Origin of the sequence: Bradyrhizobium sp. AZCC 2289 (assembly GCF_036924615.1) — a bacterium.
Taxonomy (GTDB): Bacteria; Pseudomonadota; Alphaproteobacteria; order Rhizobiales; family Xanthobacteraceae; genus Bradyrhizobium.
In genome coordinates this window covers 10,367,207-10,385,915 of record NZ_JAZHRY010000001.1, presented here as the reverse complement: position 1 = coordinate 10,385,915, position 18,709 = coordinate 10,367,207, and the positions used below count along the sequence as shown (strand labels likewise).

The following is an 18,709-nucleotide window of genomic DNA, read 5'->3' as shown; positions in this document are numbered from 1 at the left end:
TGGAACAGCGACCTCATGTCTGCTCCGGGTGTGCGCCGTGACAAGGCGGCGCTTTCCAGTGGGTGCGAATCCCACCCGGCAACCGCTCCAGCCGGAAGCAACCGGAGCAGTCATGGAGGTAACGAAGTGGCTGAAGCCTTCGATTAGCGTGTCACGAATTGGTGACAGCGCGAGTGTGCAGGCCGTAACGCGAGTGAACGCCGAGCAATCCTCGAAAAGGACAATGCGCAGGTCGACCCGACAACCCTATCGGGGAAGACTGATACGTCTGGATGAAATGAGCGAAGCGATACGTTCAGACGCTGCGCCGGGGTAGTGGCGGCGGCATGTACACAAGGAAAGCGCACGAAACACGGGAAGCCCCAAGGCGTGGTCCGCGATGACCAACCGGAAGCCCGTGAGGGACAGGCTGGGCGCCCTGGGGTGGCGGAGAGGTTCGTAGTACCGCGGAAGCCGGGTAACTCCGGTGGAGGGAAGGGACCTCAGTTCAAGACGGACGCAATACGTGGTGAAGGACCTCGGAGATTGGGAAACCTAGTCAACTCCAATAAATGTCCAGAAGCTGCAGATGGCGTTGCACGCGAAAGCGTGAAGTCTTGTCCGAGAGCCGGATGCGGGAAATCTGCCTGTCCGGTTCGATGAGCGTTGCGCCTTGCAAGCGCGTTGAAGTCTGCCGTCTGCGATGACGGCCGCGGCAAAGCCTAGCGAGCAGCCGCGAACCGAGTCTTGCGTGGCGTCCGGTAACGGCCGTTGCGAAGCGTAGACAGGGAGGTTGTAGGCCGGAATGAAGTGAACGGGAAAATAGCCCCGAAATCGAACGTGATCGGAGTAGCCGACCCTGTCGCTCAAAGGGGAAGGCGGAATCGCAGGCCGCGACAACGCGAGCGGTCTGAGATGCTCCCGGGGTTCGTACCGCCAGCATGCAACCAAAGGAAGCAACGTGAACAAGGGAGATCCATCCGGTTCAGGCGCAAGCCTGTAGGACCTGCCAAGCCGAAGAGGTGAGAAGGGTCTGATGACCGGGTGGAAGTCAGACTGACTGGTAGTACTCCGAGGACGGGAAAGCCGGCTACATGGGGAAGCGGTCAGCGGTAGTTGAATTGTTCTTGGGCGACATGGGCTCCATTCAACGGGAGTTACGGCCTTCTACTCAGTGAGAAGATCAGCTGACCATGGAAACGAAACTTGAACAAATAGCAGTGAAAGCTCGACGCGAACCAAAACTCCGTTTCACGTCGCTGGCTCATCACATCACGCGCGATCGGGTGCGGAAGAATCTGTTGCAGATTCCGAAGCGGTCGGCCACTGGGGTGGATGGACAGACGGTGGAGACGGCGAAGAAGAGCTTCGATGGATGGATAGAGCCGATGCTCCAGTCCATTCACCGCCAAGGATATAGAGCGCCGGATATCCGGCGGGTCTATATCCCCAAACCCGGCAAGACGGAAAAGCGGCCACTTGGCGTGCCGACTGTCGCCGACCGGGCGCTCCAGCGCAGCACGGCCGAAGTGTTGTCTGCCATTTATGAGCAGGACTTTCTGCCCTGCTCATTCGGTGGCCGGCCAAAGCTCAGCGCTCATCATGCTCTGGCGACCCTCAATGAGGTCATCGCCGGCGGCAAGATGGGCTGGGTGCTGGAGGCGGATCTCAAGAACTTCTTCGGGAGTCTCAATCATGATTGGGTGCTCCGGTTCGTCGCGCATCGAGTCGGTGATCCACGCCTGATCAGTTTGATCCGGCGCTGGCTGAAAGCGGGTGTCTTAGAAGATGGAAAGGTCCATCCGAACGAGGAAGGAACACCGCAAGGGGGATCGATCAGCGTACTTTTGAGTAACCTCTATCTTCACTACGTGCTCGACCTCTGGTTCGAACGCGTGGTGAAGAGCCGGTTGCGGGGCGAAGCCCGGCTGGTGCGCTATATCGATGACTTTGTGATCTGCTTCCAATATCGATCGGACGCCATCCGTGTTCAGGACGCCTTACGCCTTCGGTTGGGAAAGTTCGGCCTCACTCTTGAGCCGACCAAGACCAAATTGGTTGAGTTTGGTCGGTTCGCGCAGCGACACGCAGGCAAACGCGGCAGAAAACGCCCGGAGACCATCTACTTCTTGGGTCTGACGCTGTATTGCACGCGAAACCAGAAGGGTAACTTCAAGGTTGGGATGCGCACCGAGAAATCTCGCTTGTGGCGCAGCCTTACGTCTCTGCAGGAGCTTATGCGGCAAATACGACATCACACGATCAGTGACCAGGTCGGCGAAATCAACGCCTTCCTACGCGGCCACTATGCCTATTACGGTGTCGCCGGGAATCTTCGGTGTCTCGTGAAGGTGTACCGCGCCGTGGAGCGTTACTGGCATCGGATGTTGCGCAGCCGCAGCTGGGCCGGACGAGCCCTCAACTGGAGCATGTTCAACCAGATCAACGAACGGACGCCGTTACTGAAACCAAAGCTGCGCCTCCCATATACGGAGTTGCAGGCTCTTGCAGTGCTGTGAATCAACTGTCGAAGAGCGTAGTGCGGCAAATCCGCATGCTACGTTCTGTGGGAGCCGGAGGCGGGCAACTGCCTCCGGCGACCCGGTGGATGTGGAAACGGAGCCATGGTGGAACCACTAAGGCACCGCCAGACGAAAGGGGCGGCAACAGATATGTTCTACCTAACACCACCGCGCCACATCTCGACTCTACCAAATGCGTCATTTGACGGTACGCCGTTCACTTCCGGTCTACCCCGATGAACAGACATTTTCAGAGGCAGTCGGGATGTCTCAAACGTGCCGATAGTGTTGAAAAAGTCTTTTTTGGCTCGCGAACGAAAGTTTTTAGGACCGCTGACGCGTTTCGCGCGTTGCGACGTGAGGGACCACATCGTTTTACACGAAGACGACCACGGACCTCCATATCAGCCCTACAGAGCCTTGGAGCGGCAGAGAGGTCTAAAAATCGACTTTCGCGAGATTTTCGGAGCCGTTCGATTTTCGCGGACGGTCTAATCCCCCGGAAACGCCATCGTTCCAAGGCGCTGGTACAGTGACGACACTGCCGTCCACGTTTCCTATAATGTACCCAGACGGGCTAAAGTGCCCTAGCGCGGCAGGCGCAATCTTGGGGGTCTTCCTTGACCGGAGAGCGGGTTGTACGGCGACTGGCGGCGATTTTGGCGGCGGATGTCGTTGGCTATTCGCGCCTAATGGGGCGGGACGAGAACGGCACGCTTACTCGACTGAAAGCCCACCGCACAGAGCGTCTTGAACCGATGCTGGCCCGGCATGGCGGCCGGCTGGTCAAGCTCACGGGCGACGGCGCGCTAGTTGAGTTCTCTAGTGCCGTGGACGCTCTGGGTGCTGCGATCGAGTTCCAAGAAGCAATGACCGAGGCCAACAAGGCTCAGCCCAAAGACACTGCCATCGTCTTCCGCGTAGGCCTTCACCTTGGCGACCTTATCGTCGATGGTGATGATCTCTACGGGGACGGCGTGAATGTCGCGGCACGGCTTGAGGCCGAAGCACCACCGGGCGGCATCGTGATTTCGGGCAATATGCATGACGCAGTGGCGGGCAGGCTCAACGCCAACTTCGACGATCTTGGCGCGCTGTCGCTGAAGAACATCGAGCGGCCGGTGCAAGCGTTCGGCGTGAGGTGGGAACCAAGTGATTGGAAGGTGTTGGCATCGCCGGCCGCTGCAACATCGAATTCTGCAGCGTCATTGGCAGCCGAGGCTCCACTTGCGCTTCCAAATAAGCCGTCGATTGCAGTTCTGCCCTTCCAGAACATGAGCGGTGACCCGGAGCAGGAGTACTTCGCCGACGGGATGGTCGAGGACATCATCACCGGGCTGTCGCGGATCAAATGGCTGTTCGTCATCGCGCGTAACTCGACATTCACCTACAAGGGCAAGCCGATCGACGTAAAACAGGTCGGCCGTGACTTGGGCGTGCGCTATGTGCTGGAAGGCAGCGTGCGCAAGCTCGGCAACCGGGTGCGAATCACCAGCCAACTGATCGATGCGACAAATGCCGCGCATGTCTGGGCCGAGCGCTATGAGCGCGCGCTCAACGATGTCTTCGTCTTGCAGGACGAGCTTACCATGAGCGTCGTCGGCGCGATCGAGCCGAGCCTGCGCCAGGCCGAGATCGAGCGCGCCCGGCGAAAGCGGCCGGACAGCCTTGACGCCTACGACCTCTATCTGCGTGCTCTCCCGGATGCTTTTAGCGGCATGCCCGAACTCTCCGCCAAGGCATTGCCGCTGCTTGAGCGTGCGATCGCGATCGACCCGGACTACGCTATAGCCCATGCGGCGATCGCCCTTTGCCATCATTCCCGGTATCAGCGGGCCGGTTGGCGGGAGGAGGACAAACTTGCCGCGCTCCGCCATGCGCGGATCGCGATCGCCGCCGCCGACGATGCAACGGCGCTTGGGGCTGCTGCCTTCGTGGTCGGCTCCGAGGATCGGGACTACGATACCGCATTCAACGCCTTTAATCGCGCGCTGGCATCAAGCCCGTCATCTTTTGTCGCATTGAGTTTCGGCTCGATGATCTACGGCTGGGCCGGCGATTACGCGACCGCGGTCGAATATGGCGAGCGGGCGATCCGCCTCAGCCCGTTCGATGCGGCCCTGCACCTGCCCTATAACGGCCTAGCCTATGCGCATTATTTCGCCGGCGAATTCGAAGAGGCGGCGCTCGCAGCCAGCCGATCCGCGCAAGCTAATCCGCGATTTGGCCCACCGTGGGTCGTGCGGGTCGCCGCGTTAGCCGTGCTGGGGCGGGAAGGCGAGGCGCAGGCGAGCGCCCGGCGCCTGTACGAGCTGTTGCCGAATTTCACGGTCACCCGGCTGATGGCGTCCGATTTTAGCAGCCTCGAACACCGCGCCATGCTGGCAAAGGGGCTTCGCCGAGCCGGGGTGCCGGAATGACGGCGCGCCGAATCTCTGCCATCGCTTCGGCCATCCGCCATGACCGCTCTGGGTCATTTGCAGATATCCACACTTGCCGCCGCGCCTTCCGTTCTCCGCCCAATAACGGACATTGCGGCGGGGGACTAGATATATCGACTTTGCCTATCAGAAGTGAACGGGCTTATTCGATCAGATCGTCGGCTTGCGGCGAGCAGCGTCGTCGGGAAGTCGAGACGAAATGCCCACCACAAACTGCGTCGTCTCCTATGCAAGCGTATTCGTACGATCTAGCTGCGACAAAACAACACGACGGGCAAATCACCCAAAACCTGTCCAGCCCCCTTGTGAAAAATATTTCTGTTTTTCCGAAATGCAAATCAGGCTATTGATTTGGCCGTCTCACCCGGCAAGAGGGGCGGCTCGCGATCGTCACGAACGCGCGGTGGGATGCGGTGGACGTAGATGCTGCGACGGACGAGCGCGGCTGACGCGTACGGCGAAATCGCGTGGTCCCGGCGCCCGACGCTGGCGCCAAGTTCGTGAGAAGCAGGCTTCTCGCGGGCGATGGTGGCAAAAGAGCCCGGCTCACCAGGGAGAGCGCGCCATAAGCCGTAAAACCATTGCGCAGGGAAGGCCGGATGCTCTCCGCTGAACCTGTATGCTCGTGTGCGCACTTCCTTGTGCACATTGCACACGAGACCGCGGGTGCAGCGCGCACCCGGCTTTCCCTGCGCCCTCTGTTTTCCGGGGGCGAGAGGTTTTTACGAGACCCGGGCATAACGCGCCGCGGGAATGCGGAGTCGCGTTTGCGTAGTTCAGCTTCCCATCGCCTCCCAGGCGTTCGATGCGAATTGCCGGCGCCAGATCACGATGACGACTGCCGCCGTCGTCGCGAACAATACCCACGGACTGACGAACCAGCCGAGATAGCCGAGCGCGAAGAAGAACCCGCGCTGGCCGCGGTTGAAATGCCGGCCGGCGGTTTCGAACAATCTCGTGGTGCGCAAGACGTGGGCTTCGGCCTCCGGCGTGTCGCGTTGGCCGGCCGGCGGCATGGCACCGAACAGGATCGCAACGTAATTGAACAGCCGGTACGCCCAGGCGAATTTGAAGAACGTATAGATGAAGATCAGGACCAGCCCGACGCACTTGACCTCCCACAGCGCCGGCGAGGGGGTGAGGTCGATCGGTAACGCACCAAGCACCGCCAGCGCATCATTGGTCGATCGCAACAGCGCCAGCGCGCCGCCGACCGCAATCAGGCTGGTGGAGGCAAAAAACGCCGTGCCGTTCTGCAAGGAGGCCATGATCTGCATGTCGACCATGCGCGCCTCGCGATTCAACAAATTCCGGACCCAGACCTCGCGGTAAATGTGCATGCGGGCGGACAGGCTGTCGCGTCCGTATGCGGTATGCTCCAGCGTGATGGCATACACCGTCCATTCGAGGGTGAAGAAGGCCACCGCTGCGATATCGACCCAATATGAACGCATGTTGCATCCTTCGTGGCCGCGATATGCCGTCAGGCAAGAAAGGTCGCGGCAAGCGCATCAAGGTCATGTACAGGTTGAACGGACGCAACGCACTATGGCAAGATGGCGATCCCAACAGGATTTCCCTTAGATGTTGAAACTGGTGATCGGCAACAAGAACTATTCGTCATGGTCGATGCGGCCGTGGCTGGCGCTGCGCGCCAACAACATCGCCTTCGATGAGGTGTTCATCCCGCTCTATACCGACGACAAGGCCGACAAGGATCGCATCCTGAGTTTCAGCCGCGGGGGCAAGGTGCCGGCCTTGATCGACGGCGATGTCACGATCTGGGATTCGCTTGCGATCATCGAATATGTCGCCGAAAAATTCCCCGAAATCCGGCTGTGGCCGGAAGACCGCGCCAGCCGCGCGCATGCGCGCTCGATTTCGGCGGAGATGCATTCGGGCTTCATGGCGCTCCGCAACGAATGCGGCATGAACCTGCACCGCCCGGTCCGCGCGATTGCGCTCTCCGACGACGCGCGCGCCAATGTCGCACGGATTCAACAAATCTGGGCCGAGTGCCATGCGCGCTACGGCAGGCAGGGGCCATTTCTATTCGGCGCGTTCTCCGGCGCGGACGCGATGTTTGCACCCGTCGTGCATCGCTTCCGCACCTATGCGATCCCGGTCGCGCCCGAGGCGCAGCCTTATGTCGATGCGATGCTGTCGCTGCCCGCCTTTCAGGAATGGACCCGCGACGGTCTTGCCGAAACATTAGTCATCGAACGGCTCGAGCAGGTCTGAATCCCCAACGGTGTAAATGAGAATTGTGACAGCGCAGGTGATCATCGCCGCTTGACGGATCGACACCAAAGCAGTCTGAATCCATCCGTCGGCGTTGGCCGATCGAACGAAAAGGGCATGACCATGGGAATTCTCGATTCACTGGAAAATTCGCCTGCGTTCAAGGGCGTCCTCGGTCAGCTCGAGGCCGCTGTGGTGCCGGTGGTGCTCAGCGAAGTACTCGGCAATGGCAGCCAGGGCGGATTGTCGGCGATCGTCGCCAAGCTGCAGCAGGCCGGCCTCGGCGATCAGGTCAAATCCTGGATCGGCAATGGTCAGAACCTGCCGATTACGGCCGAGCAATTGCAGGAGGTGTTGGGCAGCGATACCGTCAGGCAGTTGGCCGCCAAATTCAACATTCCGGTCGACGAGCTCGCCAAGGTACTGGCGCAGCAGCTTCCAACCGCGGTGGACCACGCGAGCCCGGACGGCAAGCTGCCGCATACGGCCTGACCGGCGAAACCGCGGTTTGCGGTTGCGGCCGCGGGGTTTCGCCCTCGGAACCCTCGAATAGCCGTCTATCTGGCCGTTTATCGCACTGAAAAACCTGCAAAATTTGCGCATTTGCCATGCCCTGATGCTGCTGGCTTTTGGGGCCTGTGGTGTGCTATGTTGACGCAGGGTTCTCAAGTCGGCCGACGCTAGCGGGACCGTGAGCTGGCCGACAATCTTGGGTCATGGAGACGGCGTTGAAGCACAAGTACTCCGTTGGAGAGACTGTCTATTTTACTGCGAGCAATGTAGCCCGTCCGGCCGCCAGCGGCACCTATGAGGTGATCCGGCTGCTGCCGACCGATGGCGACGACTGCCAGTATCGCATCAAAAGCTCGACCGAGGCTTTCGAACGGGTCGCCAAGGAAAGCCAGCTGGCGATTTCCTGAAAGACCTGTGCGCAAGCAGCCGCTTGACCCGGTTCCGTCAAGGCCGCCGTCAAAAGGCCCCGCTCGCAGAACCATTCTGCCGAAAGTTGGATGCAGCGAAAGCGCATTCGCTTTCGCCGATCGCGTTTGATGCTGCGTGAGGGACACCGCGCATGAACTGGGCCTGGGCTTCTTCGCTGGATCAGATCTGGCACTCGCCGATGTTTCCGATGTGGCTGACGCTGGCCGCGGCCGGATTTTTCGGGATCATCGTCCTGATCACGCTGCTGCGCGCGGAGAAATCCGTGGCCAACGGCGCGCTGACGGTCATCACGCTGCTGGCGATCGCGGTCGCGGTGGCCGCGACCATCCGCGGCTTCGGTCCGGACGGCCAGCTGGCGTCGGCTGAAACCCGCTCGGTTCAGCCGGTAAACGCGACGCTGCCGGCACTGGCCTGCATCGACGACCTGGCCGGCGATGCGGTCTTGAACGCGTGCGAGAAGACGCTGTTCGGCTCGCCGGACTCGGCCGCCGCCGCGGTGACCTATGCGGCGGCCCAGATCACCCGACTGACGGCGTTCGGCGATATCGCCACCGCGGGGAAAAACCCGAGTTCGGAGTTGCAGGCGCTGCGGCGCGCGGTCGAGCGCGACCGCTATGGACTGATGGCGTATGCGCTGATGGCGCGCGACCACTGCTCGCCGGCCTCCTGCGCGGCGTTCGGCTCGCTGGTCGATAACCACCAGATCGTGGCCAACATGAACGAGCGGCTCTACGAGAACCTGATCACGCGATACGCGCCGTCGTGGAACGCGCCGGCGCCGACGCCCGCGGGGTCGGGGCTCATTGCCGGACTGCCGCCGTCAGTGCCCACCGGCAAGCCGACCAATGCCGACTTCCCAAGTGCGGCTTCAACCCCGCCCGTGAACATCATGACGCCCGAACCTACGTCGCCTGCACCCAAGCCGCCGGCTACGGCCACCGCAGCACCGGTGCCGTCGCCACGCCCGGCGCCTGCGGCATCGCCGGCGCTCGCTGCGGCCAAGAAGCCGGCAGCAAAGCGCACGCCGGCGGCGGCGCCGGTTCAGATCGCGCCTGCCGCCGCGCCCGCGGCACAGGCGCCGCCGGCACAGGCGCCTGCGGCTTCGAACGATTGATGCTTTTCAAAGCCCGCGCAGGTCGCTAAATCCCGCCATCATGCCGCTTCATATCATCAAGCTTGCCGTCGGCTGCGAGTCCGTCAAGGAACTCAAGGGCTGGGTCGCCGAACGCATGGCGACGGCGAAGAAAAAGGGCCTGCCGCTTCGGCATATTCACGTCACGCGGATGACGCCGAAACGCGACGCGGAAGTCCTCGCCGGCGGTTCGCTTTATTGGGTGATCAAGGGTGAAATCGCAGCCCGTGAAAAGATCATTGCGATCGAGCCGTTCCGCGACAAGGACGGTATCGGACGCTGCCGCTTGGTGATGCAGCCCAAGGTGATCGCGGTCTCGCCGCGGCCGATGCGGGCGTTCCAGGGCTGGCGCTATTTCACCGAAGACTCAGCCCCACCCGACCTGACCAAATCCGCCGCCGCCAGCGTGGCGTCGATGCCGGAGCCGATGCGCAAGGAACTGCGCGATCTCGGGCTGCTTTAAGCGCGTTACAACGACGTCTCGGTGACGATCCGCAGCCGGGTCCACTCGGACGGCGGCAGTTCGGTCTGGCGCCGGGCTTCCGAATTCCGGTCGACGATGTCGAGCAACTCCGTCTCCACGCCCATGTCGTGCAGGTAGATGCGGAACAGTTCGCCAAATCGCGTCGACGCGCCTTCGCGCTCGTCCCTGGAGACATTGGGCGCCAACCGGTTGTGGATGGACATGCCACTCAGGATCACCCTGGTGCCGGCCGGCAGGCTGCGGTGAACGCCACCCGCCAGGATCAGCACGCAGGCGAGATCGCAAGGAACGGCATCCGGCGCGTTCATCCTGGCCTCGAGCGGCCCGCCCGGACGCTTGAGCGCAAAACATTCCGCCTCCGGTTTGCCGCGGCAGGCTTCGACCCCGGTCGGCCCCGCCATGGTGTCGATGCCGCGGCCACGCAGAATCCGGCCGAGGCCGGTCGCGACATTGAGATTGGACTCGCCCCAGGAACGGACGACGACGGGAAGCTTGCGCCCGTTTTGCCGGTCGAGAATGTTGATCAGCCGCTTGTGGGTATCCCATTGCACGGTGCCTTCGGCGGCAATCCATTCCGAGCAGCCTTGCCCGCAGGCGCCGGCCGGGCCGTGCGCGACATAAAAGATCATGGCGTCGGGCGGCGAACCGAAACCGCCGACCGGCGGCCGCTGCGATGTCTGCGCAAAGCCGGCAGCGACAAAGCTCAGCAGCCCGCCAAAGATGGCGGTGCGTACGGTCCACGTGCCCATGCTGGCCGCTCCCCTCGACAAAACCTTTCGCGCAAATCCACCACGGCGATATTCCATCCGGGCGTAGTACTGCGCAAGCTGACGCCGGCTCATCTGGTTTGCATTTCAAGCCGCCGGGCGGCCTAAACCCCGAGATTGTCGATCAGCCGCGTCTTGCCAAGCCGCGCCGCGACCAGGATTCGTACCGGCCCGTCCCTGACGGAGGCGATCGGCGCCAGCGTCTCGGCGCGCCGGGCCTCGAGATAGTCGATGACAAAACCGGCAGCGGCGATCAGTTCACGGCCGCCGGCCATCGCCGCTTCGACATCGTCGCCGGCCTTCAGGCGCTTGGCGCATTCCTTCATGGCGCGGTAGAGCACCGGCGCGGTCTGCCGCTCGTCCGGGGACAGATAGACGTTGCGGGAGGACATCGCGAGGCCGTCACGCTCCCGGACGGTTTTCGACCCGATCACCTTGACGCCGAGATCGAGATCCCGGGCCATCTGGGTCACGACCCGCAATTGCTGAAAATCCTTCTCGCCGAAAATCGCAAAATCCGGCCGGACCTGCGTGAACAGCTTGCCGACCACGGTGGCGACGCCGCCGAAAAAGTGCGGCCGGAAGCGGTCCTCCAGGCCGGCGGTCGCCGGACCTTCCGGCACGATCCGCGTGGCAAAACCGTCCGGGTACATCGCCTTGACGTCGGGATTCCAGATCAGGTCGACCTTCTCGGCGGCGAGTTTTGCGAGGTCGGCCTTCCAGGTCCGCGGGTACGAGCCGAAGTCTTCGGTCGGCGCGAACTGGGTGGGATTAACAAAGATCGAGACGATGACTTTTTGGGCGCGGCGTTTGGCAAGGCGCACCAGCGACACATGGCCGTCATGGAGCGCTCCCATGGTTGGCACCAGCGCGGTTGTGGCCTTTCGGGCCCGCAAGCTATCCACGGCGCGGCGTAATGCGGGAACGGTACGGACGACCATGGGACTTCGCGACATCTGGGCTCGATCTCTTGGAGGGGCGGCTGGGTGAGGGCGCTATGGCCTTCGCCCTGCGGCGGGCACACCGACCTTACCAAGGCCGAAGCGTCGCCGCCAAGACGGCTGGCGGCAAGCGTGTTCATCTGACCGCGACAGCGCGCATCTAACGGCCGGCGTGACCGGCCGGCGTAGCCGCGTGGTGCTGCCGATTCATGATTAAGGCGGACCGACAACGATTTGAGAGATCTGTCATGCATTTCACTTGACCGCAGCCGCGCCGGATTTGAAGATATCGATGGGGGTTGAATCATGTTGCTGCAGGCTAGTCAGGGTCAATCGGGCTCGGCGCACGTCGTGGTGCTGGGCAACGAGAAGGGCGGTTCGGGAAAATCCACCACCGCCCTGCATATCGCTGTCGCGCTGATGAAAGCCGGCCAGCGCGTCGCCACCATCGACCTCGATTGCCGCCAGCAGAGTTTCACCCGCTACATCGCCAATCGAAAGGCCTGGGCGCGCCGCACCGGTCTCGATCTCGAACTCCCCGTCCATTTCTGCATCAAGCTCGGCCAGACGATGCAGATCGCCGACAATGAAAATTCCGAATTCCTGCAGTTCATGGAAGCGGTGAGCACGGTCGAGCGCAGCTTCGATTTCATCGTCATCGATACGCCGGGCTCGGACTCCTATCTGATGCGGCTGGCGCATTCGATGGCCGATACGCTGGTGACGCCGATCAACGACAGTTTTCTCGATTTCGACGTGCTCGGCACCGTCGATCCCGCTACCTATTCGGTGACCGGCGAGAGCCATTACGCGGAGATGGTGCGCGACACCAGGCGCAAGCGCCGCCAGCTCGATGGCGCATCGACCGACTGGATCGTGGTCCGCAACCGGTTGTCGATGATCGGCTCGCGCAACAAGCAGCTCGTCGCCGACAGCCTGAAGGATCTGTCGCTGCGGTTGGGTTTTCGCGCCATCGACGGCTTTGCCGAGCGGGTGGTCTACCGCGAATTTTTTCCGCGCGGCCTCACCGCGCTCGACGACATCGACGAGGCCACGCTCGGGACGCGGCCGAGTCTCGGCCACGTCACCGCGCGCGAGGAGGTGACGAGCCTGCTGCGCCAGCTGAAACTGCCGCTCGACGAACGCGGGCGCCGCCGCGCCGCCAATCGCGCCGAATGGTTCACCCAGGTCGACAAGCCGCTCGAAGTCCACGACATCATCGTCGCCTAGCCTCGCAGCCTAGCAGGGCCGCAATACCGTCATCCTGGAACGAGCCGCTGTTGGCGGCGGAAGGTTACCTCGGGCGGATACATCCAAGCGACTGAATCGTGGTTCAGTTCCGCCTGATCCTCGGAAAGGGCAGTTCCAGCCCCGCACGGCACGCAATCGATTGCGCCAGGCGGCCTCGCGGGCGGCCGGCCCTAAATCCTTTAGCCTTCCAGGAGGGCAAGTTTAGGCTGAAACTGCCGGCTTCCGGGCCAATGACGATCCGGCGCTGAAGCTCGTGATCTACACCCGTGTTGGTACGGGATATCGGCCGCCGCCCAAAGGTTGTAGTTTGGGAACCGATCGCTGGGAGCGACGTTTTCATTAGACTTTTATCGAAACGCCGAACCGAAGCTTGATTGGTTGCGTCGTAAGGCTAGGAAAGGGCCGGTGATCGCCGTTGACTGAGCAGTTGCACAATGAATAGGTGCATCGCACAACGATCAGGCGGACAATTCACAACATTTGGACTTCCTGTCACGTCGACGTGACATATATGCTGAAGAAGGAGGCCAAAGAGTCTCCAGCCAAAATCGCCCAGGGATGGGTGCCGAGGACGAACATGAAACGTGGAATTACCGTTCTGCTTTCACTCTCCGTGCTGGTCACTGTCGCGTATTTCACCGCGAGCAAGTGGGCCATCAGGCACGAAACGCTGTCGTTCCACGATCCGGCGCGCGACGACCGTCTGGTGGCAGTCGATCTCGCGGTCCGCTACGACAAGGAAATGCAGGCCGACGCCGGCATGATCACCTTGCCGGTCGCGGTCCTCAACCATGGCAACACGGTCAAGAACACCGAGTACTCGTTCCTCGCCAACATCTTCGCCGCCCGCGGCTATCTGGTGATCAGCCCCCAGCATGATCTCCCTACCGATCCGCCGATGGTGACCAAGCCCGGTGAACTCTATGTCGGCCGCCTGCCGCAAATCCTGCGCGGCGTCGCCAATATCCATTTCGCCGTCAGCGAAATGCGGAAGGTCCAGCCCAATGCCGACTACGACAAGCTCACGATGATCGGACATTCGATGGGCGGCGACATCACGATGTATTTCGCCAAGCAGTATCCCGACGAGATCAAGAAGGTCGTGACACTGGACAATCTGCGGGTCCCGTTCCTGACCGACGGCAAGTTCAAGATCCTGTCCTTCCGCTCCAAGGATCCGCAGTTCAAGACCGACCCGGGCGTCATCCCCGATACGGCGGATTGCGACAAGGCGGGTATTACGGTGGTCAATACCAGCTTCCAGCATAACGATATGCGCGATACCGGCCCCGATCAGGCGAAGTCGTCGATCCAGGACATGCTCGACAAATTCATCGCCGACGACAGCCCGCTCCGGCCGGTGGTCACCAAGAAGCCGCCCGCGATGACCGACGCCGGACCGGTTGCGCCCTATGCGCCGTTGCAGAACTGACCGTCCGGCCCGCTCCCGGCGCTTCATTCGGCCGTAATGGGGATTTGCGCGAAGCCGGCGCATTGACCGGTCTCGATTGCCGTCCCACATTGAGTTCGCTGCAACTGGCGAGCGACCATGACCGGCGAACCGATCAAACCCAAATCTGCAGGTGAGGTGTCTTCCGCGCCGGCGGCCGGTCAGCGCAAGGCCGGCCCGTTGCCGGAAGCACGGCCATCGGCGGCGGACGACATTGCGGCCTTCGTCGCCAAGGCGAAGGCGATGTCACCGCTCCGCGCCGGCGCCAGAGGCAGGCTGGTGTTCGCGCTCGACGCCACCATGAGCCGGCAGCCGACCTGGGACATGGCCTGCGCGCTGCAGGCCGACATGTTTCGCGAGGCGGCCTCGCTCGGCAGTCTCGACATCCGCCTTGTCTACTACCGCGGCTTCCACGAATGCCGCGCGACGGGATGGATTTCCGACAGCGCGCAACTGGCGAAGTTAATGAGCAAGATCGATTGCCAGGGCGGCAATACCCAGATCGGCAAGGTGCTGTCGGAAGCGCGCCGGGAGGCGGTCGCCTCCGCCGTGCGTGCCGTGGTGTTCGTCGGCGATGCGATGGAAGAGTCGGTCGACGAGCTCTGCGCCAAGGCCGGCGAACTCGGCCTGCTGAAGGTGCCGGTGTTCATGTTTCAGGAAGGCCATGATGCCACGGCCGAGCAGGCGTTCCGCGAGATCGCGCGGCTCACCGGCGGCGCGTATTGCCGGTTCGATCCCGGCGCCGCGGCACAATTGCGCGATTTGCTGCGCGCCGCCGCCGCCTATGCCGCCGGCGGGCGCGAAGCGCTGCTGCGGCTGTCGAAAACCGGCAGCGGTGCGGCCAAGCTGATCGGCCAGATGAAGTAAATCGTTAGTCGATCGCAAAGCTCTCCAAGCACTACGACGACGAAATTGCCGCCTTCGTCACCGCCGCGAGGGCCGCCGACAGGTTGCCGATCGCCGTGCCGGTCTCGCCCGCGAGCCCGTGCCGTTGCGCGAGCCATGCAGGATCATTGTAGGAAAGCCATGTGACGCCGGATGCATCCTGCCAGACCAGTGCCTTCAGCGGCAGGTCGATGCCGATGGTCTGGACCGATTGCATCAGCGGCGTGCCCCCTTTGGCATTGCCAAACACCAAAACCTCGGTCGGCCGCAGCGAAAGTCCGGCGCCCGTCGCGCCGGCGGCATGATCGATGCGGGCAAACACCGTCATGCCGCGTGCCTTCACCTCGGCCTCGAGCCGGTTCATGGTGTCGCCTGGCCCGTAGCTGCTGCGAAGGGTGGTCAGTCCGTCTGCCGCCATTCGCGCTGCTCCCATCGGTCTGCGGCCGCTGTCGAAACGAAGTTATAAAATCCCTGCGGCAGATGCCACGGCGGTTTTGGTTTCGTCAGGCCTGCTTGAACGGAATGGATGCAAGATCCCGTTGCAAGACCCGCTTCAAGGCCTTGGGTAATGCCAGGACCGCCATGTTTTTTGCCGCGGAGGCGACTATATTGGCCTCATGCCAACCCTGATTGCCGGCGTCGTCGCCGTTGTCCTGCTTTATTCGCTGCTGCAGATGTTTCGTGCAGCCAATCCGGTCGTGCTCGCGCGCGTCATCAAGATCGGCGGCGGCGTTGTCGCGCTGGCGGTGGCCGCCTTTACCGGCCTGAAAGGCGAACTGGCGGTGGCGATTCCGCTTGGCATCTTCGGCGCCGGGTTGCTCGGCTGGTCGCCGTTTGGGGCATCGGGATTTGGCAATATCGGCGGCATCTTCGGCGGCGGCGCGCAGCGTTCGGCGGGGCAGACTTCGCGGGTGCGCTCGCAATATCTCGACATGAGCCTCGATCATGACAGCGGCGAGCTCAGAGGTCAGATCGTCGACGGGCCGAATGCCGGCCGTTCGCTCGACGAGTTCGACCTGGCGGGGCTGACGGCGATGATACCGGGCTTCGACGCCGAAAGCGTCTCGTTACTTGAAAGCTATCTGGACCGCCGGTTTCCCGCTTGGCGTCAGGACGCGCAGGGAAACGCGACAGGGGGGCAGCGCCGCGCGGCGCCGAGCGGCAAAATGACGGACGAGGAGGCTTATCAGATCCTTGGCCTGCAGCCGGGGGCGGGGCGTGACGACATCAGCCGAGCGCACCGCGCCCTGATGAAGAAACTGCATCCCGACCAGGGGGGGTCGACGTACCTCGCTTCCCGTGTAAACGAGGCCAAGGATACTCTGCTTCGCACGCATCTCAGCTAACTCCGGCTACGCTACCAAACGCTACGAACCGCGAGTTGCTTCTGCATCTTCTCTGACCAACGCCCCGTGTCGCCCGCCGTTGTCCGGCGTGGTCGATCGTTCATTCCGTGAAACTTAACCGTAAATTCTTTCCGAGAAGTTTTTAGCGGAACGAATAGCCGCACGATCGATCGGCGATCCCAACAGTTCCCGGGAGTGTTCTCCAAAAGCAACAAGGCCGGCGCTTGCGGCGCCGGCCTTGCGACTTGCAAAGCAACCCGTGGATCAGTTGCGAACGGTGATGCAGGAAATGTCGGCGCGCTTCAGCGTCTTGCAGACGGCTTCGGCCTGATCGCGCTCGAGGCCGGCGAACCGGGCGCGGTAAAGCTTTCGGTTGTCCTTGGCGACCACAGGCTCGGTGAACGGGTCAGCCTTGCTGAGCAGGCCGCGGGCCTGGTTGCGCGCGAGGTCGATGCGCTGCTTGGCCTCGCTCTCGCTTTCCAGCGCGCCGACCTGAATGATCCAGCCGGCGTGGGCGATGGCGGATGCGGGCTTGATGGCGCCGTTCTGCTGAACCATTTGGGGTTGGGCGCGGGGCGCCGGCTCGGCATAGGCCAAGGCCTGTGAGGTAAAGGCCTGCGAGGGGGTGGACGGCACGCTCGCGGCGGGCAGTACGCCGAGCACGCCGTTTCCGGTTCCGTGATTGGCCGGCTGCGGCGGCATTTCCGGCTTGGTCGTTTCGGTCTTGGTGGTTTCGGCCTTCGCCACCACCGCGCTCGACGTCTCCGCCACTTCAGCGCGGGCCGGCGGGATCGCATTGGTGATGGGAGTGGCCGGCTGGGACGGACCGGCCGCGGCGAGCTTCATCTGCCCGGCCTTGATCTGGACGGTCTTCACCCTGACCGGCTTCATCGGCTCGGCCGAGCCTGGGATCACTGCGATCGGCTGGGTCTGGATCACGCCATTGGTGAACGGTGCGGGCTCGGGCCTGGCCTGCTGCTCGACCCTGGCTTGTTCAGGCTTGGCGGGTGGCGTGGGCAGGGCAGCGGCCGCAGCAGCCATCAGCGAGGGTTTCGCCGGTGCCGCCGGCCGCGCCGCCGGAAGTGCGGCCATGGCAGGCTCCGCGGAAGCGGCCGCGCCGGCGCCGTTGAGCTGAACCATCTCGGTCGGCCGGGTGTCGGCTTCGGCAACGTCAGTGCTGGCATCTGCCGGATTGCGTTCGGTGATCGCGGCGACGGTGCGCTTGGTCGCGCTCTTTTCGAGGTTTTCGGCCAGCAGATTGCGCATGATGGCGTCGCGCGAACCACCGCTGCGACCGCCCAGCACGACGCCGACCAGATGGTGGTTGCCGCGGCGCAGCGAGCTCACGAGGTTGAAGCCGGACGCGCGGGTGTAGCCGGTCTTGATGCCGTCGATGCCTTCGACGCTGCCGAGCAGGTGATTATGGTTGCGGATCGACTGGCCGTGATAGTTGAACACGCTGGTCGAGAAATAGCGGTAATAGCGCGGGAAGCGATCCTGGATGGCGCGGCCCAAGGTCGATTGATCGCGCGCGGTGGTCACCTGATCATCATCGGGAAGGCCCGAGGCGTTGCGATAGACCGTCCTGGTCATGCCGAGCGCGCGCGCCTTGCGCGTCATCAGCTTGGCGAAATCGCCTTCATCGCCGGCGATGGCTTCCGCGATCACGACGGCGGCGTCGTTGGCCGAGCGGGTCACCAGTCCCTTGATGGCGTCTTCGACCTTGATGGTCTGGCCGGGCTTGAGGCCGAGCTTGGTCGGGGCCTGTTCGGAGGCGTGCTCGGACACGTCCATTTCCGTGTCCAGCGTCATCTTGCCGGATTCGAGACGCTCGAACAGCAGATAAAGCGTCATGATCTTGGTCAGCGAGGCGGGATGGCGGCTGCCGTCGGGATTGTTGGAGGCCAGCACCGCGCCGGAATTTCCATCGACGATGATCGAAGAGAATTGCGGGCTGTAGCTCTCGCGTGCCTCATGGCTGCTGTGATGGCGGGCGTAGTGGCGATGATAGCGGCGCGCCTCGGCACGGTCGCTCGTGATCAGTATCGCCGCGGTGAAGGTAGCCAGCCCGAGAACGCAAACTCGCAGCGCGCGCGAGGAAGCCAAGGTTGTACGAAGCATTTACTTCCCCGTCCCAATTTCTATCTTGATCACCGGTTCGTGAGGCGAAATTGTGCCCAACGGCCCACTGATGTTTCCCTGCTCGACATGCCGATCCGGGCGAAATTTCCGGCTGGGGCGGTCGATCAGGTCGCTATTCTAGCTAAGGTGCTGTTCACAAACGGATTTCAGGCGGTCTGTCGGAAGGCGAACAAGTCCGGGAATCAG

General features: G+C 62.6%; 16 protein-coding genes. 11 read left to right on the top strand and 5 right to left on the bottom strand.

What is annotated here, in order from left to right:
• Window positions 1-1,172 precede the first annotated feature (1,172 nt).
• Both ltrA and V1289_RS49060 read left to right on the top strand, forming a co-directional pair.
• Window positions 1,173-2,498: a group II intron reverse transcriptase/maturase gene (gene ltrA / locus V1289_RS49065; protein ID WP_334397564.1), complete on the top strand. Its 1,326-nt coding sequence runs from the start codon at window positions 1,173-1,175 to the stop codon at window positions 2,496-2,498.
• Window positions 2,499-3,121: 623 nt separating this feature from the next.
• Entirely contained in the window at window positions 3,122-4,921 is a 1,800-nt protein-coding gene (locus tag V1289_RS49060; RefSeq protein WP_334407097.1) for an adenylate/guanylate cyclase domain-containing protein, read from the top strand.
• A gap of 797 nt (window positions 4,922-5,718) precedes the next feature.
• On the opposite strand, the gene V1289_RS49055 is transcribed toward V1289_RS49060, so the two are convergent.
• Window positions 5,719-6,396, bottom strand: a complete 678-nt coding sequence (locus V1289_RS49055; RefSeq protein ID WP_334407096.1) for a DUF599 domain-containing protein — start codon at window positions 6,394-6,396, stop codon at window positions 5,719-5,721.
• 130 nt (window positions 6,397-6,526) lie between these two features.
• Here V1289_RS49055 and V1289_RS49050 point away from each other — a divergent pair, with 130 nt between their 5' ends.
• From V1289_RS49050 to V1289_RS49030, 5 genes are all read left to right on the top strand, one after another.
• The gene (locus tag V1289_RS49050) at window positions 6,527-7,183 is read left to right on the top strand and encodes a glutathione S-transferase family protein (RefSeq protein WP_334407095.1); all 657 of its coding nucleotides are present in this window, start codon (window positions 6,527-6,529) and stop codon (window positions 7,181-7,183) included.
• 123 nt (window positions 7,184-7,306) lie between these two features.
• The gene (locus tag V1289_RS49045) at window positions 7,307-7,675 is read left to right on the top strand and encodes a YidB family protein (protein ID WP_334407978.1); all 369 of its coding nucleotides are present in this window, start codon (window positions 7,307-7,309) and stop codon (window positions 7,673-7,675) included.
• 224 nt (window positions 7,676-7,899) lie between these two features.
• Window positions 7,900-8,103 (top strand): hypothetical protein, encoded by a 204-nt coding sequence (locus tag V1289_RS49040; protein ID WP_143205544.1) that lies wholly within the window; start codon window positions 7,900-7,902, stop codon window positions 8,101-8,103.
• A gap of 152 nt (window positions 8,104-8,255) precedes the next feature.
• Window positions 8,256-9,239: a hypothetical protein gene (locus V1289_RS49035; RefSeq protein WP_334407094.1), complete on the top strand. Its 984-nt coding sequence runs from the start codon at window positions 8,256-8,258 to the stop codon at window positions 9,237-9,239.
• A 40-nt stretch (window positions 9,240-9,279) separates the two neighbouring features.
• A complete protein-coding gene (locus V1289_RS49030) occupies window positions 9,280-9,720 on the top strand; it encodes a DUF1489 family protein (protein WP_334407093.1) in 441 nt (146 codons plus the stop codon).
• Window positions 9,721-9,725: 5 nt separating this feature from the next.
• Here the strand turns inward: V1289_RS49030 and V1289_RS49025 are convergent, their stop codons facing one another.
• The gene (locus V1289_RS49025) at window positions 9,726-10,490 is read right to left on the bottom strand and encodes a hypothetical protein (RefSeq protein ID WP_334407092.1); all 765 of its coding nucleotides are present in this window, start codon (window positions 10,488-10,490) and stop codon (window positions 9,726-9,728) included.
• Between the two features lie 122 nt (window positions 10,491-10,612).
• Window positions 10,613-11,464, bottom strand: coding sequence for a pantoate--beta-alanine ligase (panC, locus tag V1289_RS49020; RefSeq protein WP_334407091.1), 852 nt, complete (start codon window positions 11,462-11,464; stop codon window positions 10,613-10,615).
• A gap of 291 nt (window positions 11,465-11,755) precedes the next feature.
• Here panC and V1289_RS49015 point away from each other — a divergent pair, with 291 nt between their 5' ends.
• From V1289_RS49015 to V1289_RS49005, 3 genes are all read left to right on the top strand, one after another.
• Window positions 11,756-12,679, top strand: coding sequence for a division plane positioning ATPase MipZ (locus tag V1289_RS49015; RefSeq protein ID WP_309177486.1), 924 nt, complete (start codon window positions 11,756-11,758; stop codon window positions 12,677-12,679).
• 598 nt (window positions 12,680-13,277) lie between these two features.
• Window positions 13,278-14,132 (top strand): alpha/beta fold hydrolase, encoded by an 855-nt coding sequence (locus V1289_RS49010; protein ID WP_334407090.1) that lies wholly within the window; start codon window positions 13,278-13,280, stop codon window positions 14,130-14,132.
• 117 nt (window positions 14,133-14,249) lie between these two features.
• On the top strand, window positions 14,250-15,017 hold the full coding sequence (locus V1289_RS49005; protein WP_309177484.1) for a VWA domain-containing protein: 768 nt from the start codon (window positions 14,250-14,252) through the stop codon (window positions 15,015-15,017).
• Window positions 15,018-15,048: 31 nt separating this feature from the next.
• Here V1289_RS49005 and V1289_RS49000 read toward each other — a convergent pair whose 3' ends face one another.
• The gene (locus tag V1289_RS49000; RefSeq protein WP_334407089.1) at window positions 15,049-15,453 is read right to left on the bottom strand and encodes a DUF302 domain-containing protein; all 405 of its coding nucleotides are present in this window, start codon (window positions 15,451-15,453) and stop codon (window positions 15,049-15,051) included.
• 199 nt (window positions 15,454-15,652) lie between these two features.
• Between V1289_RS49000 and V1289_RS48995 the strand changes: the two genes are divergently transcribed.
• Window positions 15,653-16,381, top strand: a complete 729-nt coding sequence (locus V1289_RS48995) for a DnaJ domain-containing protein (RefSeq protein WP_309177482.1) — start codon at window positions 15,653-15,655, stop codon at window positions 16,379-16,381.
• Between the two features lie 264 nt (window positions 16,382-16,645).
• On the opposite strand, the gene V1289_RS48990 is transcribed toward V1289_RS48995, so the two are convergent.
• Window positions 16,646-18,502, bottom strand: coding sequence for a serine hydrolase (locus V1289_RS48990; RefSeq protein ID WP_334407088.1), 1,857 nt, complete (start codon window positions 18,500-18,502; stop codon window positions 16,646-16,648).
• Window positions 18,503-18,709 lie beyond the last annotated feature (207 nt).